Raw genomic sequence first — 22,776 nt, 5'->3', positions numbered from 1 at the left:
TTGAGGTAAAAGTTTTACTCCGTCTAAATATTCAGTGTTCTAAATCCTGTTTCTTACTTCTTGTTTCAATAGTAAAAGTAAGGCTAAAACAATTATAATTTGCTTTCAAACCTCTACTACAAATGAAAACTTTTGAATACTATCGGGCTTTCCATAAAGGTAGCTTTTTTCTACGAAAGTAATTTTGTCATTAATATCCCAAAGAAGCAAGGTAGAAGAGCAAGTTCCGTAATGTTCGCTGCGGATAAACATTGGGGCGAGCATTTTTTCTTGTTCCAAGGGCAAACCTGTTTGCTGTATAAAATGCTCTTCGGCGGGCAAACTTTCATCTTCCAAAATTCCAAGCAAATCATCAATATTGAGTCTTTCATTTTGGTTGAGGTAATTTTCTAATTTTTCTTTCCCCAAACCCACTTTATACCAATAGGTATTGAGCAAATGGTTACTCAAGCCGTGTATGCCATCGCCAATTTTCTGAATACTTTTGGCATAGTTGGAATAGTAAAAAATATCTTCTCGGTTGCCTACCAGCAGATTGAAGCCATTAAAATTTTGAGCCTTGAATTGCACTTGAAACATATATTTCAGCGGGTCGGTTTGCGAAAGCAAGTAGTTTTGTACGAGTTCGCCACGGCTGGGGGCTTCGGTTTTGATATTTTTAGGGTCGCGGTAGTTGGTAATAGCTGAAAATCGTCCTTTTTTATCAATGCCCAGCCAAGTGCCTCCTGCTTGCAAATCTTTGCCTGCAATCACTTTGCCTGCACAATCCCACTCGTGAGCTTTTGCCGTAGGACGAGCATAAAACTCATCACGATTGGCAAGCAAAACTAACTTGTAGTCGGGGTGATAGTTCAGGGCAAAAATCAGCAGACACATAGCACAAAATTGTTTTTTGAGAAATTTTCCTACTAAATCTATGAAAATCAAGCGGGTGCCAAGGCACTTTAATCTTGTTGTAATTTGTAAAAAAAAATCCAAAAATCCAAATGAGGTTTCTACTTGAAAATTTGGAATGATTTATTCTTTTGAGCCTCTTTGTAAAGTTCATCTTCCAATTGCTTGATAAGCAAAGTTTTTCTTTGGTTGAGAATCATACTTCTGATGCGGTCGCGTACAAATTCCAGTGGTGAAATTTGTTCTGAAATTTTATAGTCTCTAATAGCCAAAAGATAGGAAAACTCGCCATCTTGCATTTGTGAAATTTTGTTATTTTTCAAAAAATTGACTTTGTTGGGTATGCTTTCAAAAGGGGTGAGTTTGATGAGTTCATCAAAATCTACCCAAAGCGTATCTTGCAGATAGTAAGAAATGGCTTTTTCATTACAAAATTGCACAAGTTCGTTGCGGTCTTCGTTTTTTTCAGAAAGCATTAGCTTTTTGATTTTCTCATTATCCTTTTCATTTTTAGCTGTTTTGATAAAAATTGCCTTCACGATATTTTGCCGAAGTTCAAACTCTTGTTTATTTTTTTCATAAAAGTCTTTGATTTCTTGCTCTGTAATAGTATCCGAAAACTTTTTAGCTACATATTGTTTTTCAAATTCGTGTGTGAGCAGTGCAAAGCGGTACTCCTCTAAGCGTTTTTGTAATTCTTGTTCGTCTATTTTTACTTCTTTTTCGGCTTTTTGATAAAGTAATTGCCTGCGAACCCAGTTATCAATATATCTTTCTACAAATTCAGTGCTATCTTGGGAGTTCATTTTATCGGGCATTGCAGATTTTACTTCTATAAAAAATAGCTCCTGATTGCCTACTTGGGCAAGTTTTTTCCCTTTGGGAGTATCTTTTTTTTCGCCGCAGGCAAATAGTAAAAAAATAAACACATTAAGCCAACAAATATTTAGCCAATATTTCATTTTCGGAGTGTTTTATGTTTAGCGATTACTAACAACTGGTTTCAAAATTAGTTATATTTGTTTTTTGTGCAAAGGCTTGGTGGCAAACTTCTTTTGCAAGAAATAGTAAATCTGTGTAAATTGCAGAAAAAATTTAGCGAAAATGGAATACCTTGAAGGATTAAACGAACCTCAACGTCAGGCAGTTATTCATACCGAAGGTCCTCTGATGATTATTGCAGGAGCAGGCTCGGGAAAAACAAGAGTGCTTACTTACCGAATTGCCCATTTGATTTATCACGGAGTAGATCCTTACCAAATTTTGGCACTTACTTTTACCAACAAAGCCGCCAATGAAATGCGAGAACGCATTGAAAAAGTCGTAGGACACGAAGCCAAAAATATTTGGATGGGTACTTTCCATTCGGTTTTTGCCAAAATTTTACGCATAGATGGACATAGATTGGGCTATACACGCGATTTTAGCATTTACGATACCGAAGATTCTAAAAATCTTATCAAAAACATTGTCAAGGAACTCAATCTTGATGATAAACTCTACAAGCCTGCTACGGTATTTTCACGTATTTCGGGAGCTAAAAACAGACTTGTTTCTTATCGAGAGTACAATAATAACCCTATTTACCGAGCCGATGATGAAAGCTACCAAAGACCTGAAATCGGTAAAATTTACCAAATTTATCAAGAAAGGCTTTTCAAAGCCAATGCAATGGATTTTGACGATTTGCTGTTCAATACGAATGTACTTTTTCGCGACCATCTGGACGTACTGAATAAATATCAGCACAAGTTTCGCTATGTAATGGTAGATGAGTTTCAGGATACCAACGTTTCGCAATATCTTATTACACGCAAATTGGCGGCAGTTCATCAGAATATTGCCGTAGTAGGCGATGATGCCCAAAGCATTTACGCTTTTCGTGGTGCAGATATTCAAAATATTTTGAATTTTGAAAGAGATTACCCCAACCTAAAAACCGTACGCTTGGAGCAGAATTATCGCTCTACCAAAACCATTGTGCAAGCCGCCAATTCCGTTATTGCTAAAAATCAAGCCCAACTCAAAAAAAATGTATGGACTTCCAACGCCGAAGGCGAAGCCATAGAACTTCTCAAAGCCTCTTCCGATGCCGAAGAAGCTCGTATAGTAGCTCAAAGTATTTTTGAGGAAAAAATGCAAAAGAAACGCAAAAACAGCGATTTTGCCATTCTTTATCGTACCAATGCCCAATCACGTAGCTTTGAGGAGGCTCTTCGCAAACTTAACCTTCGCTACAAAGTGGTAGGCGGTCTTTCTTTCTACCAACGCAAAGAAATTAAAGATTTGATTGCTTATTTCCGTTTTGCTTTGAACCAAAATGATGAGGGGGCTTTTCGCCGAATTATCAATTTACCCAAAAGAGGCGTAGGCGATGCCACAATTGCCCGAATCGTGGTAATTGCCGATGAGCATAAGATTTCTATTTGGGACGTGCTGTGCAATGCTTTCAAATACATCGGCGGAAGGGTTGCAATGGCTCTGGATACTTTTGCTACACTTATCAAGAGTTTCAAAATAGCTATTGAGCAAAAAAACGCCTACGATGCCGCAATGGAAATAGCTAAAAATTCAGGCTTGCTCAAAGAATTATATGAAGATAAATCCATAGAAGGGCTTGCCCGCTACGAAAACGTACAAGAACTTTTGAATGGTATCAAAGAATTTGTTGATAACCCTGAAAATACGGATAAAGGTTTGGGGGCATTTTTGCAGGAAATTTCTTTACTAACCAACGCAGATGAGCCTGAAAACGAAGAAGATAGTAAAGATGCCATAACGCTAATGACTATCCATTCGGCAAAAGGTCTGGAATTTAAGCACGTTTTTGTGGTGGGAATGGAGGAAGACCTGTTCCCTTCGCAAATGATGATTGGCAGTAGGGCGGAATTGGAGGAGGAAAGAAGGCTTTTTTATGTGGCTATCACCAGAGCAGAAGAAAAGCTAACTCTTACGTATGCGACTTCTCGCTATCGTTTTGGTAGAATTAAAGACTGCGAACCCAGCCGTTTCCTTGATGAAATTGACCCCCGTTGTATCAAACAGAAAAAAACAATTCTGCCTTCGGCTTCGGCAAGTGATAGAGTGGCAGTGAAAAACTTTTTGAACTCTTTGCAGGCTACTACGGCTCAAACCAAAAAACCTACTTACAAGCCTTCGCCCGACTTCAAGCCCAGTGATACTACTTACCTTGCCCCAGGTATGCGTGTAGAGCATTTGAAATTCGGTTTTGGATTGGTTTTAGAAATACAGGGTGAAGACAAAGACCGCAAAGCTCGCATACAATTTGATGATGTCGGGGAAAAAACTTTACTACTGAGCTTTGCCAAATTGAAAGTTCACGGATAAAAATCTGTAATTCAGTTTTTTAATGCCTACAAGCATAAAGTTTTCTTACATTTGACTTGGAGTGTAAGAAAATTTTTTTACTTTTCGCTACTCTAACCCCTTTGAACTTCTGAATTTTTGAATTTTGTATGGATAATGAAAGAGTAGATGCCTATATCAGGGAAATGATGAGGCTCAAAGAACGCCGAGAGCGTGAAAATCAGAAATCAGACTTGAAAGAAATTGCCAAAGAGTTGGGAATGAGTGAAGAAGATTTCTATGCCGTAGAGCAGGAAAGAAGAAAAATGCTTGATTCGGCGAGAGGCTTGCTCAATCACCAGCAAAGTGAAGATGCGATTTTGCTTCTTGAAAGTGCCTACAACCTTGACCCCGATGATGCTGAAACGCTTAGTCTGCTTGCCCAAGCTTATGGAATGAAGTATATTCAAACCAATATTCCTTCTTACAAAAAGAAAAGTGAAGAGTTTGCCTCAATGGCAATTCTCAAAAATCCCAACGACCAAAAGGCAATGGAACTCTTGCGTTCTGTGCGTTACAAGCCTCAAAAAGAACTGCAATTGGGGAAAATTTTGGGAGTAGTAGCCTTTTTTGCTATCATAGCGGGTTTAGGTTATTGGATACTCAAACCTTCGTCCCAAAATTCAAGCTATACACCACTCAAAACAGAACAAACGCCACAGCAAATTAACCCCAATACAGGAAACATTGTTACTTATACTAATGCAAGTGGGGAAAGTGCTACTTTTCAGCTATCAGGTTCAGAAATTCTGATTCAGTATAGTGGTGTTTTGATGAAAGGGAAAGTAAAATCAGCTGAAAAAAATAAATACACTGATGCACAGGGAGTTGGCTTAGCCGAAGTAAAAGCTAAAGATGCCGATGGCTTCAAAGTTCGTACCCCCGATGGGCAAACTTTACTTTGGAAAGTAAAACTCGCGGGTGATAAAATCAAAATTTCCAACAACGAGGAAAATAGAAATCCTTACGAAATAAAGCGGAAAGAAAATAAAGTCAAAATCTCTAAAAATGAGGTGGAAATTACGGAACTAAAAGGAACAAACAAGTTTTCGGAGGCAGTGATGCACCTAACGGATATTCCCAAACCGCACCGATACATCATTGTAGCCGAACTATTGATGAGAAATTTGTAAATTCTATGATACCTAAGATTTTCTGGCTTTCTTATGATTTGGGTCTGAAAGGAGATTATGAAGCTCTTTATGAATGGCTTGATGAGCATAATGCCAAAGAATGTGGCGATAGCCTTGCTGTTTTTTTCAAAAATTGTTTTAATCCTGCCCAACCTGATAAGGAAATAGCAGATTCCTTGAAAAAACGTATAAATTTTCAAAAAAATGATAGGGTTTATTTGATATGGTCTGATGACGAAACGGGCAAACCCAAAGGAAAGTTTATTATTGGTAGGCGTAAAAATGCTCCTTGGGAAGGTTTTTTTACCGACAACGCTGAAAGTGAAATCTTTGATAGTCAATGAAGGTTGCTTTGATAGATTCGGGTTTCTGGTTTGCCTTTTACGATAGCACAGACCAGTATCACTTGCAAGCCAAAGAGTTGGCAGAATATCTGAACAATACGAAAATTTTGTTCCCTTGGCCCTTGTCTGTATGAAACACTGAAAACAAAATTTGTAAAAAAATCTATGTTGGGGTTTCAAAGGGAAATCAAGAAGGCGAATTTTGAGCGTGTAGATGATGTTCCTTATCGGGATATTGCTTTGGAAAAATTACTTGATGATAACTCAATAGATAGAAAATGTAATTTGAGTTTGGTAGATATTGTACTGAGAGAAATGCTCGCTGATATTTCTTTCAAAATCAATTTTTTCATTACCTTTAATGCCAAAGATTTTGCAGATATTTGTTCAAAAAGAAGAATAGAGATTGTCCCAAACGGAAATTTTGCTTATTAACCTCAAAACAATAAACTTTATGGAAGAAAAAGTATGGTTCAAAAGCTACCCTTCAAGAGTACCTAAGGAAATCAATCCTGATGCTTATCCTTCACTTATGGCTTTTTTGGAAGAGCATTTCCAGAAGTTTGCGGATTTGCCCGCCTATCAGTTTATGGATAAGGTACTTACCTATAAAGAAGTTGATAAAAAATCGCGTGATTTTGCGGCTTTCTTGCAGAGTTTGGGTTTGCAGAAAGGCGACAAAGTTGGCTTGCAAATGCCTAATATTTTGCAGTATCCTGTTGCTTTATTTGGTATTTTGAGGGCTGGTTGTACAGCGGTGAATGTCAATCCGCAATATACGGTGCGTGAAATGGAACATCAATACAAAGATGCTGATGTAAAAGCAACTATCATACTTGCCAATTTTGCAAGCAATTTGGAAAAGGCACTGCCTCATACGAATATCAAGCACGTCATAGTTACGGAAGTAGGGGATATGTTGGGTTTTTTGAAAGGCAAAATCGTTAATTACGTAGTGAAGCACAAGAAAAAAATGGTGCCTCCTTTCAATATTCCCAATGCTATTCCTTTCAATAAAGCACTGGCTTTGGGGGCGAAAAACCCTTACAAACGTCCTGAAATTACTTCCCAAGATATAGCCTTTTTGCAGTACACAGGTGGCACTACGGGAGTTTCCAAAGGGGCAATGCTCACGCATCGCAATATTATTGCCAATATGATGCAAATCAAGGCGTGGATGGCACCCAAATTAGTAGACCGACAAGAAATTATTGTTACTCCTTTGCCTTTGTATCACGTTTTTGCTCTTACGGTGAACTGCTTTTCAATGATAGCCATTGGAGCAAAAAATATTCTCATTGCCAATCCTCGTGATATGCAAGGCTTTTTGGGCGAACTTATCAAAAATCGCTTTACCGTGATGACAGGGCTCAACACGCTCTTTATCGGTATGATGAACCACCCCGATTTCAAAAAAATCAATTGGAGTGGTGTAAAAACTATTGTAGCAGGCGGTATGGCTATGCAAAAACCTGTTGCTGAAAAGTGGAAACAACTCACAGGCATTGCCGTAGCCGAAGGTTACGGATTGAGCGAGACCTCGCCTGTACTTACCTGTAACCCCATTGATGGCACCGAACAAATTGGAACAATTGGTATCCCTTTGCCTAATGTTGATTTGAAACTCATAGACGAAGACGGCAGAGAAGTGCCTTTGGGCGAGGCAGGTGAAATTTGTGCCAAAGGACCTAATGTGATGTTGGGCTACTGGAATCGCCCTGATGAAACTGCCAAAGTTTTTACAGAAGATGGTTGGTTCAAAACTGGGGATATTGGCGTAATGCAACCTGATGGATTTTTCAAAATTGTAGATAGAAAGAAAGATATGATTTTGGTTTCGGGCTTCAATGTCTATCCGAATGAAGTGGAAGATGTGGTTGCAGGACACCCCAAAGTCTTGGAAGTTGCCGCTATCGGTGTGCCTGATGCCAAAGCTACAGAAAGAGTTAAAATTTATGTAGTAAAAAAAGACGAAAGCCTTACAGAGCAAGAATTGCGTAAATATTGCGAAGAAAACCTAACAGGCTATAAACAGCCTCGTGATATTGAGTTTCGCAAAGAGTTGCCTAAATCCAATGTAGGCAAGATTTTGCGTAAAGTGTTGAAAGATGAACTCAAAGCCCAATTAGAAGCACAAGGCAAGACGGGTACAGGTTCATAACATAAGGGCTGTTTTAACAAAAAAATCAGAAACCTTCATTCTCTAATAGGAGTGAAGGTTTCTGTTTCTTAAAAATAAGACTCTTTTTCGTTGGGAAAATCTTTGTTTTTCACGTCTTCAATGTACTGCTCTACTGCCTTGTGAATGATAGTGTTCAAATCGGCATAACGGCGAAGAAAACGAGGACTAAAATCTTTATTGATGCCCAGCATATCGTGAAGTACAAGCACTTGCCCATCTACATAAGGTCCTGCTCCAATGCCTATCACAGGAATACTGACACTCTCGGCGACTTGTTTGGCAAGCATCGCAGGAATTTTCTCCAAAACCAAAGCAAAGCACCCTAACTTATCCAAAAGCATAGCATCTTCCAATAGCTTTTTAGCTTCGGCTTCTTCTTTGGCTCTGACATTGTAAGTGCCAAATTTATAAATAGATTGAGGCGTAAGCCCTAAATGTCCCATTACAGGCACACCCGCACAAAGTATGCGTGTAATGGATTCGGCGATTTCGGCACCACCTTCCATTTTGATAGCGTGTCCGCCTGTTTCTTTCATTATGCGAATGGTAGATTGCAGTGCTTCTTTGGAATTGCCCTGATACGAGCCAAAAGGCAAATCTACAACGACCAAAGCTCTTTTTACAGCCCTTACTACGCTGGAAGCGTGATAAATCATTTGGTCAAGGGTGATAGGTAGGGTGGTTTCGTTGCCTGCCATAACATTAGAAGCACTATCGCCTACCAAAATAATATCAATACCTGCGGCATCTACAATTTTTGCCAGTGAGTAGTCGTAAGCAGTAAGCATAGAGATTTTTTCCCCTTTATGCTTCATTTCCAAGAGCTTGTGTGTAGTTACCTTTTTGATTTCTGAATGAACCGACATAACGCAGAAAAAATTTGGAGTGGATTTTTCAAAATTGAAAAATTTTTTGCAGAAAAAAACGTTTTTCAAGAGTTTTTTTACAAAATCCGTATTTTTGCACTCTATTCAAACCTATCAGCTATGCTAACGATTATTCAAAATCCTGTTCGTAAGCAATGGGAAAGCCTTTTGCAACGCCCTACGGCACGTTATAGCGATATTGTAAGTAAAGTAGAAAGTATTTTAGACGAAATCCGTGAAAATGGCGATAAGGCAGTTCGCAAGTTTAATCAGAAATTTGATAACTATGGAGGAGATTTGCAAGTAAGCGATTCGGAAATTGAGAAAGCTATCAAAAGTATTGATAAAAAACTGCGGAAAGCCATAGAGCAGGCATACAGCAATATCTACAAATTTCACGAAAAACAGCTTGAAAAACCCAAGAAAGTACAAACAATGGAAGGGGTTACTTGTTGGCGAAAAAGCGTAGGTATAGAAAAAGTTGGTTTGTACATTCCCGGAGGAACAGCTCCACTCTTTTCTACGGTACTAATGCTGGGAGTACCTGCTCAAATTGCGGCTTGTAAAGAAGTAATCTTATGTACCCCTGCTAAAAATGGCGAAATTCACCCTGCTATTTTGTTTGCGGCTTGGAAAGTGGGAGTTCATAAAATTTTCAAAATTGGGGGCGTGCAAGCTATTGGAGCTATGGCTTTCGGTACGGAAAGTGTGCCAAAAGTCTATAAAATATTCGGACCTGGCAATCAGTTTGTAACCGTTGCCAAACAGCAAGTAGCCCGAGATTGTGTAGCGATTGATATGCCCGCAGGACCTTCGGAGGTGATGGTTTGGGCAGATGAAACAGCTCGCCCTGCCTTTGTTGCCGCAGATTTGCTTTCCCAAGCCGAGCACGGCACCGATAGCCAAGTAATTTTGGTTACTCATTCGCTCAAAATGGCTGAAAAAGTAAGACAAGAGGTGCAAAAACAGCTCATAAGCCTGCCTCGCAACGAAATTGCCGAAAAGGCTCTTGCTCAAAGTAAAATTATTGTGCTGGAAAAACCCAACGATGCTTTGGATTTAGTGAACTTATATGCCCCCGAACACTTGATTTTGGCTCTGAAAAATGCAGAAAAAGTAGCTGAAAAAATCATCAATGCAGGTTCGGTATTTTTGGGCAATTACACCCCCGAAAGTGCAGGAGATTATGCTTCGGGCACAAATCACACCTTGCCTACCAATGGTTTTGCTCGTGCATATAGCGGTGTTTCGGTAGATAGCTTCGTTAGAAAAATTACTTTTCAAAAAATCTCTAAAAAAGGTTTGCAAAATATTGGTGAAACCATTAGTATTATGGCTGAAAATGAACAATTAGAAGCTCATAAAAGAGCTGTAACGATACGCCTAAACCAATAGCAAACTTTTAATTTACGCCTTCGCTCAATTTTTCTGCATTTTCAGCAAGGCGTAATGCTTCAATAAATTGCCCGATATCGCCTGCCATTACGGCGTCAAGATTATAGACGGTCATACCGATACGATGATCAGTTACACGACTTTGGGGGTAGTTGTAAGTACGAATTTTCTCGGAGCGGTCGCCTGAGCGTACTTGCGACTTGCGTTGTTGGATAAGCTCTTGATTTTGTTTTTCAAACTCTATTTCATAAAGTTTTGTACGTAGCATCTGCATTGCTCGCTCACGATTGGCGTGCTGGGAACGCTCTACCTGACATACTACCACAATTCCTGTGGGTTTGTGTGTGAGTTGTACTTTGGTTTCAACTTTATTTACGTTCTGTCCGCCTGCACCACCCGAACGTGAGGTCTGCATTTCAATATCAGCAGGATTGATTTCAATATCAACTTCTTCGGCTTCGGGAAGTACCATTACAGTAGCGGCAGAGGTATGCACACGTCCTTGTGTTTCGGTAGCAGGCACACGTTGTACTCTATGCACTCCCGATTCGTACTTCATTTTTCCATAGACATCTTCGCCTTTGATACTTACAATGATTTCTTTATAGCCGCCTACGGTGCCTTCGGTGTAGTCTAAAATCTCAAAAGTCCAGCCCTGACTTTGGGCAAAACGTTGATACATTTCCAGCAAATCGCCTGCAAAAAGCGAAGCCTCGTCGCCGCCTGTTCCTGCTCTAATTTCTAAAATTACGTTTTTGCTGTCGTTAGGGTCTTTGGGAATGAGCAAAACTTTGATTTCTTCTTCAATTTGTTCTTTTTTGGGTAAAAGTTCGTCTAACTCCATTTTTGCCATTTCACGAAAATCCTCGTCTTTTTCGTTGGCAATGACTTGCTTGGCATTTTCAATGTTTCCCAAAACAAGTTTATATTCATTGTATTTATCAACAATTTTTTGCAAATCTTTGTATTCTTTATTGAGCTTTGCAAAAGTTTTCATATCTGCCATAGTTTCGGGCAGGGTGATTTGGTGGCTCACTTCTTCAAAGCGATTTTTGATGGCTTCTAATTTGTCAAGCATTTTCTTGCAATTTTTTGAGTAATCAAACCTTTTTCAAACCTAAAAATTAACCTTTTCAAACCTATGCGGAAAATCTTGTAAGTTTCTTAAATCTTGGTATAAAAAACACAAAAGAGCAAACCTACATAGATTTGCTCTCTTGTGAAAGGTAGTATTCGCTAAGCGTGCAAAGTACCTTTTTTCGCCGATTCTTTGATAACTGCGTCAATACCTTTTTTGTTGATAGTACGCAAGGCTTTGGCAGAAACTTTCAAAGTAATCCATTCACCGAGTTCAGGAGAATAAAACTTTTTAGTTTGAAGATTGATATCAAATCTTCTTTTGGTTTTATTGTTGGCGTGAGAAACATTATTTCCTACTCGGGGGCGTTTTCCTGTAAGTTGGCAAACTCTTGACATAACCTTTTCAATTTTTAGGAACGCAAAGGTAAAAGTAATTTTTATTTTATCCAAAAAAAAATCGCAAATTTTTAATCTCTATAAAAATTCAAAATGAGAATGAGGTCATCGGCTTCGTTGGTAATTTTGCGAAGATTATCAAAGGCTTTATCATCGCCTTTGATGTAGGAAACATTTTCAACTTTGGCGTTCCAATTGGCTACAATCATTTGCCACAATTCAGGGGCATCTTGGGGAATAGCCAAAAAAGCATTCTGTACTTTCTGGCGGAAACTTGCATCTAACTCTTTCAAAATAGCCACAGGTCCGTGAGGAATTTCAGGAGAAATCCAAAGAATACGAAAATCTTCTTTTTTGTATTTTCCTGCATTGATTTGGTCTTGCAAAAAGCTGTATGCACAAGCTCCTACGGCGTTGGGAGTTTTGTGAATATACTCTGCTACATTGGCGTGTGTGCCTTTGAAGCTCACATCTTTGAAAACTACTTCGGCATCTATTTTTTGAGAATTAAGGTATAAGCGTGGTACCAGATGCCCTGAGGTAGAGGCGGCATTTACAAAAGCCATTTCCAATTTACTACCCATTTTTTTGAGGTCGGCGAGAGTTTTTACTTGAGATTTAGCATTTACCAGCAAACAGCTATTATAGGTTTCCAAATTTTTGTTTTTATCGCCCCGAATAGCAATAACATCAACTTTTCCATTCAAAGAAGCCATTACATACCCAAAAGGATTGACATCAATGACGTGGATTTTGCCACTATCTACCTTTTCAAGCATTTCAAAGATGTTTTTAGGATAAATTACCTTCACAGGCATTTGCAATTTTTTTTGCAAATATTCTTGTAAAGGCTTATCCACTTGCACGCCTTGCTTGTCCATTTTAGTATGTCCAATCGCTACTACCAATTCTTTGGGGATATTTTGAGCCATTGCCCAGTTCCAAATCATAAAGGCTAAAAAAGTTGCAATTTTTTTCATACAGGTTTTAGTTTTGCTTCTACAAAAATACAAAATAATAACATAAAAACTGCCCAAGCAAAATTATGTTTTTATGAAGTATAATAACAGAGGTGTAAGTAGAGAAAAGAAAATGTAATTTACCATTTCTTAAACATAAAAAATACAGCCAGAATGATAAAGAAAAATGCTACAATATAATTCCAGCGAATAGTTTCTTTCAGGTAAAAAATAGAAAAGCCTGCGAATACTACAAGCGTAATAACTTCTTGTAAAATTTTAAGTTGTGCCGCAGAAAAGTATTGATGTCCGTAACGATTGGCGGGTACTTGTAAGCAATACTCCAAAAAGGCAATACCCCAACTGACCAAGATGACTTTCCATAGGGCAGTTTCTTTGAATTTTAGATGCCCATACCAAGCGAAAGTCATAAAAATATTGGAAAGCAAAAGGAGAATAACGGTGCGTAGCATTTTAGTATTTTAATATCCAAGCATCAACACCCAAAACATTTTTAATTTCTTCCAATTTACTATCTGCTTCGGGGCGTGAATTGTAGCCACCTACTGCCACACGATACAGATTTTTGGCATCAAAAGGAGGTATAATTTTTACGTTATCCAAGCCCATTTTCTTGGTTTCGCGGGCTTTTTTATAGGCATTTGCCTGATTTCCAAAACCTGCAATTACAATATAAAACTGATTGTTTCGTGCCTCTACGAGCATACCATCGCCTTGCGGTTTGCTTTCCTGATTCTGTTTGGTTTCGGTGGTTGTTTTAGTTTCTGTTTCTTGTTGCTTTACGGAAGTTTGGGTGTTATTATCGGCAAGGGTTTTATTTTCCGTAGTATTTTCGTTGGTGGTAGTATTTGTTGTGGTGCTTTCTTGCGAAGTATTATTTTCAGAGGTAGTATTTTGCTCTTTGGGTAGTTCTTGCGTATTATTTTCGGTGTTTTGATTATCTGCGAGCGTATTTTCGTCTTTTTTGACTTCTTCTTTTTTAGGTTGTTCTTTCTTTTTGCTTAAAAGTTTATTGAAAGGGTTCAAGCTACTATCTATGGCTACTACGTAAATCACAGCCACTACTACTAAAGCTAGCGAGCCAATAGCGGCAATTGTACCCCAAGCCTTTTTCCCTTCTTCTTTGGGGGGAGCCTGAATTTTTCGGGTAGAGCTTTGAGGGGAAGGTTGCGATTTAGAGGCAGAGTCTTTATTATCCACTAATTTGGCATAAATTTCAGGCAAGCCAAAGCTATCATTTAGAATATTGGTTTGCTTGTTTTGTTTGAATTCTATTTCGTCATTTACCTGCAAAACCAATTCCCCTAAACTCTCTAATGCGATACGCTTTTCTATCCCCAAATTCATTTTTAGATTACTTACGAAATTACGTACTTGTTCTTTGGCTTCCTCTATGGGAACACTTTCCTTTTGGGAAATATAATGCTCCAAAATCAAATTGGAGGCTTTGGTTTTGGTGTGGAAATTGATATTTTTATTGGGAGGCGAAAATAAATGCGTAACAGGGTGAATTTCTGCACTGGCATAAGAAGTCTGAAAAGTGCCTAAATCTTGCACAATTACCTCTTCATTTTCTTGCAATACTTCACGTAAATAAGCACCAATATTCATAAAGCAAAGGTTTATTGAACCGCTATTTTACAGATAGTTTGTCAAATTAACAAGAAAAATAGAAATTTTTTAATAGTTCAACACGGGGCTTAACCATTTTTCAGCTTCTTCTATGCTTATTTGTTTGCGTTGGGCGTATTCACTCACTTGGTCTTTGGCAATTTTACCCAAACCAAAATAACGACTTTCGGGATGGGCAAAATACATTCCACAGACTGCCGCCGCAGGGTACATCGCAAAACTTTCAGTCAGTTGCAAGCCAATTTTTTCAGTAGCTTGCAAGAGTTCAAAAATAGTGGCTTTTTCGGTGTGGTCGGGGCAGGCAGGATAGCCCGGAGCAGGGCGAATACCCACATATTTTTCTTTTATCAACTCTTCATTCGTAAAATTTTCATTGGGCGAGTATCCCCAAAATTCCTTACGCACACGCTCGTGCATAAGCTCAGCAAAGGCTTCGGCAAGCCTATCGGCAAGAGCCTTTGCCATAATGCTATTGTAGTCGTCGTGGTCTTTTTCGTATTTTTCTACCAATTTTTCTAAACCAATACCCGCCGTAACAGCAAAAAAGCCTATATAATCTATTTGCTCTGTTTCTTGTGGAGCAATGAAATCGGCAAGGGCGAAGTTAGGCAAACCTTCGGATTTTTGGTTTTGCTGACGGAGTGTGTGAATAATTGCTATTTCATTTTCTTTTTCTGAAAACTCTTCGCTTGCAATAGGTTGTAAAACTTTTTTTAGCAAAAGAGGTTGTTTTTTTACCTCATACTTTTTATGAGTGTGTCCGTTGTGTTTGGTACAAGGTATGACAATTTCCGTTTCTTCAAAATCATAAAGCAAAATATCATCATCATTGATAGTATTGCAAGGATAAAACCCAATCACTGCATTTGCTTGTAGAGATTTGTTTTGAATGATTTCGGCAAGCATTTTTTGAGCATCGGCATATAGTTTTTTGGCTTCTGTCCCCACTATCTCGTCATCAAGTATTTGAGGAAATTTGCCTGCAAGTTCCCAAGTTTGGAAAAAGGGTGTCCAATCTATGTATTTGGCAATTTCAGCTAAATCGTAATTGATAAAATACTTGTTGCCCAAAAATTTTGGCTTATGAATTTGTGTTTTTGTCCAATCTATTTTGAACTTATTTTGACGTGCTTCTTGCAGAGAGATGTAATTTTTTTCTTGCTTACGATTGAGAAAATCATTGCGGATTTTTTCATACTCTTGTTTGATTCCTTCAACAAAATTTTCTTTTTCACCTTTTTGTTTAGAGAGCAGTTTGGTTGCTACAGGCACACTACGGCTTGCATCAAGTACGTGTATCACGGGTTCTGAATAATTAGGAGCAATTTTTACAGCCGTGTGAGCTTTTGAAGTGGTAGCTCCACCAATGAGCAAAGGTATTTTGAAACCCTCACGTTCCATTTCTTTGGCAACGCCTACCATTTCATCAAGGCTGGGCGTAATTAGTCCTGAAAGACCAATAATATCAACTTGGTGCTTTTTAGCCTCTTCTAAAATTTTTTGGGTAGGCACCATAACACCTAAATCAATGATTTCAAAGCCATTGCAAGCAAGCACTACGCCCACAATATTTTTCCCAATATCGTGAACATCGCCTTTTACGGTGGCAAGTAATATTTTGCCTGCATTAGAGTTGCCTTTTTTTTCAGCCTCCATATAAGGCAAAAGATAAGCCACAGCTTTTTTCATTACTCTTGCCGATTTTACTACTTGTGGCAAAAACATTTTACCTTCCCCAAACAGGTCGCCTACGATATTCATTCCGTCCATAAGCGGACCTTCAATGATTTGCAAAGGTTGAGCATATTTTTGCCGAGCCTCTTCTACATCAGTTTCAATAAAATCGGCAATGCCTTTGATAAGGGCGTGAGCCAAGCGTTTTTCTACGGGTTCATTTCGCCAAGCTAAATCCACTTCTTGCGTTTTCCCGCTTTTATTTTTGATTTGCTCCGCAAAAGCTACCAAGCGTTCTGTGGCATCAGGTCTTCTGTTCCATAATACGTCTTCAACAAGTTCTAATAAGTCTTTGGGAATTTCTTCATATACGGCGAGTTGTCCTGCATTTACAATGCCCATATCCATACCTGCCTGAATAGCTCGGTACAAAAACGCCGAGTGCATTGCTTCGCGGACAACATCATTACCCCTGAAACTAAATGAGATATTACTTACTCCACCTGAAACTTTGGCGTGTGGAAGGTTTTTCTTAATCCATTCGGTAGCACGTACAAAATCTACGGCGTAGTTGTTATGTTCTTCAATACCAGTGGCAACGGTGAGAATATTGGGGTCAAAAATGATGTCTTCGGGAGGGAAACCAACTTTTTCAGTAAGAATTTTATAGGCTCTTTCACAGATTTGTATGCGTCTTTCGTAAGTATCGGCTTGTCCTTGCTCGTCGAATGCCATTACAATTACTGCCGCTCCATATTTTTTGATAAGTGTTGCCTTTTTAATAAAATCCTCTTCGCCTTCTTTGAGTGAAATAGAATTTACCACAGCCTTCCCTTGCACGCATTTGAGTCCTGCTTCAATAACACTCCATTTAGAGCTATCAATCATAATGGGCAAACGGGCAATATCGGGTTCAGAGGCAATCAGATTCAGGAAGGTAACCATAGCTTTTTCAGAATCTAACATTCCCTCGTCCATATTGACATCAATCATCTGAGCACCGCCTTCTACTTGCGAACGAGCCACTGCCAGAGCCTCTTCATATTTTTCTTCTTTGATAAGCCGAGCAAAAGCTCTTGAGCCTGTTACATTAGTACGTTCCCCAACGTTGATGAAGCGAATTTCTTTGGTAGCTTTCAGAGGCTCTAAACCTGAATATTTAGAAATTTCGTCATCAGGGGGTAAAGGACGAGGCTTGTATTTTTGAGCCAGTTCTGCAATAAGTTTGATATGAGCAGGGGTAGTGCCGCAACAACCTCCAATGATATTTACCAGTCCATCTTTCAAGAAATCCTCTACAATTTTAGCCATTTCTTCAGGGCTTTGGTCGTATTCGCCAAAGGCATTGGGCAAACCTGCGTTGGGGTGAGCAGAAGTATAAAAAGGAGCTTTTTTGGCTATTTCTTCTGAATATGGACGCAACAAATCTGCTCCCAAAGCACAATTGAAACCTACTGAAAGCAAAGGTAAGTGGGAAACAGAAATCAAGAAAGCCTCTGCGGTTTGTCCTGATAGTGTTCGCCCCGAAGCATCGGTAATTGTGCCAGAAACCATTATAGGCAATCGCTTACCTGTTTTTTCAAAATATGTTTCAATGGCAAAAAGAGCGGCTTTGGCGTTGAGTGTATCAAAAATGGTTTCAATGAGTAAAATATCTGCTCCGCCGTCTATCAGCCCTCTAATTTGTTCGGTGTAGGCTTCTACGAGTTCATCAAAAGTAATGGCTCTGTAACCTGGGTTATTGACATCGGGCGAAAGAGAGGCAGTTTTATTGGTAGGACCAATAGAGCCTGCTACAAAACGAGGCTTTGCAGGGTTTTGGCGAGTAAATTCCTCACAAACTTCTTTGGCTATTTTTGCAGACTGGAAATTGAGTTCATAGACCAAATCCTCCATATGGTAGTCTGCCATAGAAATACGCGTACCATTGAAGGTGTTGGTTTCAATGATGTCGGCTCCTGCTTCTAAATATTTGCGATGAATTTCTTGAATAATATGCGGCTGGGTAATGGAAAGCAGGTCGTTATTGCCTTTGAGGTCGTGAGGAAAATCTTTGAAACGTTCTCCACGATAATCGGCTTCGGTGAGTTTGTATTGCTGAATCATTGTACCCATTGCACCATCAAGCACAAGGATACGCTCTTTGAGGATATCGTAAATGTTTGGGCTGGTCATTTGATAAAAAAGATTTTAAGAAATTTCTTCAATAACTTCATTTTTGCTGATATTGAAGTGTTGAGCAACTTCCAAAAGAATAGCGGATAATGTGCCAACCTTCAACGGGTTATGAGCAGGTATAGTAATGTGATGTTCTCCCTTTTCCTGGGTTGTAAGTCTGATATGACTGCCTGTTTGCCTTGTAATTTCATATCCAAATTTTTTTAATTTTTGGGCAAGCTCTAAACCTGATAAATCTCTTGGTAATTTCATACCACAAATACCTCCTCTTTTACAAAGTGTAGACGAATTATTTTAGGTGTATTGCCCTCTGCAAAATGGCATTTTACTGCATCTTTAATGTTTTCTCTTAATTCTTCCAGTGTCTCAGCTTGAGTAAAAATGCTATTTTGAAGTGATTTGGCTTCATAACCACCTTCAAGAGACTCGCTGACGATAAAAATTTCCTCCATTTGAAAATTTTAATTTTGAATTTGTAAAAAATTCCAAAAAGACAGGCAGACAAGCGAAGTGTAGGCAAGTAAGAATGGCTTACACTTATCTTTCCCATAAGCAGATTGCTTTGGGCGGGAGTTGGCACCGTTTCCAAAAATAAGGAAGGGTTGCCAAGCCTTCATAGACCCCGTGTCTCCGGCTTTCTGGATAAGTGGTGCAAAGGTAGGAATATTTTGCTATATTAACAAAACTATTGTTGAAATTTTATCTTTTTTTGAGTTTTCCTTGCGAAACGCCCGTCCAGTTGCAAAGTTTGAAAAGCATTCTTGCTCCTACGTTGGCGTCCCATTCGCTATTTTCTACATCGCCACAGGCAACTTCTACCAAATCAAAACCAATAATTTTTTTGCCTGCATTGACTAATTTTTTAAGCAAAAACGTGATTTCATTAAACTCAAAGCCACCTGCCACAGGAGTACCCGTGTTGGGGCAAAGTTTGGGGTCAAGTCCGTCAATATCAAAACTGATATACACATTATCGGGGAGTTCTTTGATGATTTCATCACAAAGGTTTGCCCAATTTTTGCCTGTGTAGAGAGCTTCTTTTAGGTTTTGGTCAAAAAAAGTTTTTATCCTTTGTGGATTTTCTTGGATAATTTGCATTTCTGCTTCGCAATAATCGCGAATACCGATTTGTACGAGCTTTGAGATTTGTGGAATTTTTAGGGCATTATACATTACGGAGGCGTGAGAAAACTCAAATCCTTCGTAGGCTTTTCGGAGGTCGGCGTGGGCATCAACTTGTAAAATACCAAAATTATTGTACTTTTCGGCAAGAGCCTGCAACAGACCAAGAGGGGTGCTGTGGTCGCCGCCGAGTAGGGCTACAATTTTCCCCTGATTGAGCCAATAGGTAGCAGTTTCTTTTACCCACTGATTGAGTTTTGCACTCTCTTTGTTAATCACTTCGGGAATTTCGTGCAAATAAGTAACTTCTTGGTCTGCATCTTCGGGCATACCTTCTTCTAGCCAATCAATGTAGGTTTCGGCTTCTTCTCGCAAAGTTTCGCTGAGCTCTAGCCATTTGTGCGGAAAAGGGAGCATTGCTACGCCCAAATGCCAAGCATTTTCAATATCAGCGTCATATAAATCTACTTGGGCGGAGGCGTACAAAATCTCTTCGGGAGCATAGGCTGTGCCTGCACCATACGAAACGGTTACTTCCCAAGGCACAGGAATAATTACTAAATCAGCAGTATTTTCATCAAAAGGCAATCCGAATAATTTTCCGAAAATGCCCACATCATTAGGGTTGATTTGCGAAATAAGTTCTTGTTTAGTCATTGCTTTTTTGTTTAAGTTGTTTTTGTAAAAGTGAAGCCTCTGCCTTCGGTAGTTTCTTCAAAATCTACTTGAATACCAATAATATACATCAGATGCCTTTTATCAATAAGGATTTGCAAGTCTTCGGTTTCGTAAATTTCGTCAGTGGGTTTGGGTTTATCAAAGCCAATGAGAAACGAAGCTCCACAACCTGCTCCACGTATGCCTATGCGTAAAGCATATTCAGAAGGTATCCCCTTATTAGCTTTGATATTTCTGATTTCTTGCAAAGCAAGCGGTGTAATATTCAGCGGTAAAGACATTATTTGAGTGTAAATAGCAAATTTTCGCTTGCAATATAATATTTTTGGACAACTCTGCCAAATCAGTAGGGAAGTGAAATTTTCCCCATACAAACACAAGGATTTTGCCCTATGGCAATTTTACTACCTGTGATAGTTTCATTGGCAAGCAGAGCAAATAAAACAGCTTCTTTGGCATCAGCAGATATTCCTAAATTTTCAAAAGGCAAAACAGCATAATATTCTTGCAACAGGCTTATGAGAAACTGATTTTTTGCACCACCCCCGCTCACATAGATTGTCAAATTTTGCTCTTGAATGTTTTGCAAGCCCTTCAAAATGCCTTTTGCAGTAAAATGTGTGAGTGTGCAGAGTAAATCTTGCGGACTGATTGGCAGATGATATTCTTGCAAAATTCTTTCTACCCAAGTAAAATTAAAGGTTTCTTGTCCTGTACTTTTGGGAAAAGGAAGCTGAAAAAATGGGTTTGCTAAAAGTTTTTGAAGCAGGAAATTGTTGCAAGTACCCGATTGAGCAATTTTACCATTTTCATCATAGGGTTTTTGAAAAAATTTTTGGGTAAAAAAGTCTAAAAGGGTGTTTCCTGTACCTGTATCGGTTGCCCAAACCTCTTGCGGATTGCAAGAAGCAGGAATATAAGTAAAATTAGAAATGCCACCAATATTGAGTAAGATGCGGTTTTCACCTTCTTTTTTGAATAGCAAAAAATCTCCATAAATAGCAAGCGGAGCCCCTTCGCCGCCAGCGGCGATGTGTTTTTGCCGAAAATCACTTAAGGTAACAATCCCTGTGCGGTAAGCAATTTGGTCAGCATCAGCAATTTGAAGCGTGGCATTACCAAATAATAGATTTTGGTGTAAATGCTTGGGTGCGTGAAAAATAGTTTGTCCGTGAGAGGCAATCAGGTCAATTTCTTGTCCAGTGTATTGGTTTTTGGCTAAAAATTGAAGCACCAAATCTGCAAAATATTTGCCTAAATAGTTATGTAATAGTGTAACCTGTTCTAAATCAGTATTTTTTTTAGCAAATACTTTTTTGATTTCGGAGCGTATTTGCTCGGAATAGGGGATAGTATCAAATGCGAGCAAATCTACTTTGGTTTGCAAACCTGAGCCGCTGAATTTGCATAAGGCAATATCCAGCCCATCAAGCGAAGTGCCTGACATTAAGCCAATTATCTTACGTTCTTTTTTTTGAGCGATTTGGTAAAGTTTTTCAATCATTGGTGTTGTAACATTTTTCTGTAAAATTCGCTTAAAACTTACGGGTTAATCAGTGTTTTTTTGAAATTTAATAGGCTAAAATTTCAAAATAAGCAAGTATCGCAAAATTTTCTTTGGTGAAAACTTACATTTGCGGTTACCTTTGTTATGCGAATGAGAATAAATTGTGAAATTTGTGGCAAAACTATTCTTTACAAAAATTAAAACAACGTATGACAAAACTACTCTATTTTTTCAGGTTAGCCCTTGTCTTATTTGGGGGCTTTTGGGTGCAATTGCAAGCACAAACTATTCAAGAGGGACTCCATTTTGAAAACAAAAGTAAAAATTTATCACAAAAAAATGCTCATCAAAGAAGTAATAACGGAATTTACCTCAAAGATTTTAATCAAGAAGCTCTACAGCGTACAGGAAAAATTCGCTGTTATAGTGTAGAGTACAACGAACAACTTCGCAAAAACAATCCTAATTTTGACAGAGATTTTGAGGCTTGGATAGCCAAAGCAATTGCCCAAAGGAGACGTGATATAGCAAGTGGTAACGCTTCTGCTCGTACTATTGGGGGAGTATATTATATTCCTGTGGTAGTACACGTAATACACAATGGGGAGGCAATAGGTACAGGAAGTAATATCAGTGATGCTCAAGTACAAGACCAAATCAATGTACTCAATGAGGATTTTAGAAAAATGTTTGGTACGCCGGGCTACAATACCCATCCTGCGGGGGCTGATACTCGCATAGAATTTGTACTTGCCAAGCGAAACCCAACAGGTGGTGCTACGAGTGGTATCAATCGTATCAATAGAAATACGTTGCCAAACAATGCGGCTAATTGGAATCCCGGCTTTACTATGGCTTATATCAATAGCACCATTAAGCCTAATACCATCTGGAATCCTGATGAATATATGAATATGTGGACTTTGCAGTTTGGTGGAGCAGATGCAGGAACTCTTGGCTACGCTCAATTTCCTGAATCACCTATTAGTGGTATTCCAACAGGTTGCAATGCCCAAAATGCCAACACTGATGGTCTTGTAATGGGTTATCAATATTTTGGAAGAGGTTTGGGAGGATCTTATGGTGATGGACGTACTGCTACACACGAAATAGGGCACGGATTAGGGCTTAGGCATATTTGGGGAGATGGTGGCTGTGCGGTAGATGACTTCTGTGCCGATACGCCTACGGCTGGTGCGGCAAATTTTGGCTGTCCGAATGTAAATTCTTGTACTGATGTGCCTGATTTCCCTGATATGAAGGAAAACTATATGGATTATACAGATGACCTCTGTATGAATATTTTCACTTATGACCAAGCTACGCGTATGCGTACCGTAATGGAAAAC

The 22,776-nt window shown here is 38.9% G+C and carries 22 protein-coding genes and 1 riboswitch; of the genes, 8 read left to right on the top strand and 14 right to left on the bottom strand.

All coding sequences use genetic code 11. The features are described from left to right. Positions 1–105 precede the first annotated feature (105 nt). Both ACWITO_RS02180 and ACWITO_RS02175 read right to left on the bottom strand, forming a co-directional pair. Entirely contained in the window at positions 106–876 is a 771-nt protein-coding gene (locus ACWITO_RS02180; protein WP_448528369.1) for an NRDE family protein, read from the bottom strand. Between the two features lie 119 nt (positions 877–995). Next, entirely contained in the window at positions 996–1,856 is an 861-nt protein-coding gene (locus tag ACWITO_RS02175; protein WP_448528368.1) for a peptidylprolyl isomerase, read from the bottom strand. 142 nt (positions 1,857–1,998) lie between these two features. Between ACWITO_RS02175 and ACWITO_RS02170 the strand changes: the two genes are divergently transcribed. The 6 genes from ACWITO_RS02170 to ACWITO_RS02145 all read left to right on the top strand — a co-directional run bounded on the left by ACWITO_RS02170 (position 1,999) and on the right by ACWITO_RS02145 (position 7,898). Further along, entirely contained in the window at positions 1,999–4,242 is a 2,244-nt protein-coding gene (locus ACWITO_RS02170; protein WP_448528367.1) for an ATP-dependent helicase, read from the top strand. 128 nt (positions 4,243–4,370) lie between these two features. Further along, positions 4,371–5,393 carry a hypothetical protein gene (locus ACWITO_RS02165; protein ID WP_448528366.1) on the top strand — a complete coding sequence of 341 codons (1,023 nt, stop codon included), beginning with the start codon at positions 4,371–4,373 and terminating at the stop codon, positions 5,391–5,393. Positions 5,394–5,398: 5 nt separating this feature from the next. Continuing rightward, complete coding sequence (locus ACWITO_RS02160; RefSeq protein WP_448528365.1) at positions 5,399–5,737, top strand: hypothetical protein; 339 nt, start codon at positions 5,399–5,401, stop codon at positions 5,735–5,737. Then, positions 5,734–5,871 (top strand): hypothetical protein, encoded by a 138-nt coding sequence (locus ACWITO_RS02155; RefSeq protein ID WP_448528364.1) that lies wholly within the window; start codon positions 5,734–5,736, stop codon positions 5,869–5,871. The genes ACWITO_RS02160 and ACWITO_RS02155 overlap by 4 nt, the downstream gene beginning before the upstream one ends. A gap of 31 nt (positions 5,872–5,902) precedes the next feature. Continuing rightward, the gene (locus ACWITO_RS02150) at positions 5,903–6,172 is read left to right on the top strand and encodes a hypothetical protein (protein ID WP_448528363.1); all 270 of its coding nucleotides are present in this window, start codon (positions 5,903–5,905) and stop codon (positions 6,170–6,172) included. A 19-nt stretch (positions 6,173–6,191) separates the two neighbouring features. Then, the gene (locus ACWITO_RS02145) at positions 6,192–7,898 is read left to right on the top strand and encodes an AMP-binding protein (RefSeq protein WP_448528362.1); all 1,707 of its coding nucleotides are present in this window, start codon (positions 6,192–6,194) and stop codon (positions 7,896–7,898) included. 68 nt (positions 7,899–7,966) lie between these two features. Here ACWITO_RS02145 and panB read toward each other — a convergent pair whose 3' ends face one another. After that, complete coding sequence (gene panB / locus ACWITO_RS02140) at positions 7,967–8,785, bottom strand: 3-methyl-2-oxobutanoate hydroxymethyltransferase (protein WP_448528361.1); 819 nt, start codon at positions 8,783–8,785, stop codon at positions 7,967–7,969. A 120-nt stretch (positions 8,786–8,905) separates the two neighbouring features. Here panB and hisD point away from each other — a divergent pair, with 120 nt between their 5' ends. Continuing rightward, positions 8,906–10,180 carry a histidinol dehydrogenase gene (gene hisD, locus ACWITO_RS02135; RefSeq protein WP_448528360.1) on the top strand — a complete coding sequence of 425 codons (1,275 nt, stop codon included), beginning with the start codon at positions 8,906–8,908 and terminating at the stop codon, positions 10,178–10,180. A gap of 7 nt (positions 10,181–10,187) precedes the next feature. Here hisD and prfA read toward each other — a convergent pair whose 3' ends face one another. The 11 genes from prfA to ACWITO_RS02080 form a co-directional block, all read right to left on the bottom strand. Beyond that, a complete protein-coding gene (prfA, locus tag ACWITO_RS02130; RefSeq protein ID WP_448528359.1) occupies positions 10,188–11,258 on the bottom strand; it encodes a peptide chain release factor 1 in 1,071 nt (356 codons plus the stop codon). Positions 11,259–11,416: 158 nt separating this feature from the next. After that, positions 11,417–11,656 carry a 50S ribosomal protein L28 gene (gene rpmB / locus ACWITO_RS02125; protein ID WP_448528358.1) on the bottom strand — a complete coding sequence of 80 codons (240 nt, stop codon included), beginning with the start codon at positions 11,654–11,656 and terminating at the stop codon, positions 11,417–11,419. Positions 11,657–11,727: 71 nt separating this feature from the next. Further along, positions 11,728–12,636: a phosphate/phosphite/phosphonate ABC transporter substrate-binding protein gene (locus ACWITO_RS02120; protein ID WP_448528357.1), complete on the bottom strand. Its 909-nt coding sequence runs from the start codon at positions 12,634–12,636 to the stop codon at positions 11,728–11,730. Between the two features lie 119 nt (positions 12,637–12,755). Beyond that, a complete protein-coding gene (locus ACWITO_RS02115; protein ID WP_448528356.1) occupies positions 12,756–13,088 on the bottom strand; it encodes a DMT family protein in 333 nt (110 codons plus the stop codon). 1 nt (position 13,089) lies between these two features. Next, positions 13,090–14,247 (bottom strand): SPOR domain-containing protein, encoded by a 1,158-nt coding sequence (locus ACWITO_RS02110; protein ID WP_448528355.1) that lies wholly within the window; start codon positions 14,245–14,247, stop codon positions 13,090–13,092. Between the two features lie 69 nt (positions 14,248–14,316). After that, positions 14,317–18,117: a methionine synthase gene (metH, locus tag ACWITO_RS02105; RefSeq protein WP_448528354.1), complete on the bottom strand. Its 3,801-nt coding sequence runs from the start codon at positions 18,115–18,117 to the stop codon at positions 14,317–14,319. A 15-nt stretch (positions 18,118–18,132) separates the two neighbouring features. After that, positions 18,133–18,372 carry a type II toxin-antitoxin system HicA family toxin gene (locus ACWITO_RS02100; protein ID WP_101357320.1) on the bottom strand — a complete coding sequence of 80 codons (240 nt, stop codon included), beginning with the start codon at positions 18,370–18,372 and terminating at the stop codon, positions 18,133–18,135. Beyond that, on the bottom strand, positions 18,369–18,572 hold the full coding sequence (locus ACWITO_RS02095; protein ID WP_101357321.1) for a type II toxin-antitoxin system HicB family antitoxin: 204 nt from the start codon (positions 18,570–18,572) through the stop codon (positions 18,369–18,371). The genes ACWITO_RS02100 and ACWITO_RS02095 overlap by 4 nt, the downstream gene beginning before the upstream one ends. A gap of 82 nt (positions 18,573–18,654) precedes the next feature. Continuing rightward, positions 18,655–18,769, bottom strand: a riboswitch (SAM riboswitch). Positions 18,770–18,819: 50 nt separating this feature from the next. Further along, entirely contained in the window at positions 18,820–19,899 is a 1,080-nt protein-coding gene (locus ACWITO_RS02090) for an agmatinase family protein (RefSeq protein WP_448528353.1), read from the bottom strand. A gap of 11 nt (positions 19,900–19,910) precedes the next feature. Beyond that, the gene (locus tag ACWITO_RS02085; protein ID WP_448528352.1) at positions 19,911–20,201 is read right to left on the bottom strand and encodes a HesB/IscA family protein; all 291 of its coding nucleotides are present in this window, start codon (positions 20,199–20,201) and stop codon (positions 19,911–19,913) included. 62 nt (positions 20,202–20,263) lie between these two features. Beyond that, positions 20,264–21,424 (bottom strand): anhydro-N-acetylmuramic acid kinase, encoded by a 1,161-nt coding sequence (locus tag ACWITO_RS02080; RefSeq protein ID WP_448528351.1) that lies wholly within the window; start codon positions 21,422–21,424, stop codon positions 20,264–20,266. Positions 21,425–21,636: 212 nt separating this feature from the next. On the opposite strand from ACWITO_RS02080, the gene ACWITO_RS02075 reads away from it, so the two are divergent. Next, a partial coding sequence (locus ACWITO_RS02075; RefSeq protein WP_448528350.1) for a zinc metalloprotease occupies positions 21,637–22,776 on the top strand: 1,140 nt, incomplete at its 3' end.

It is taken from the genome of Raineya sp. (assembly GCF_053497555.1).
Note: the sequence above shows the minus strand (reverse complement) of the source record. Positions and strands in the feature narration are given on the sequence as shown.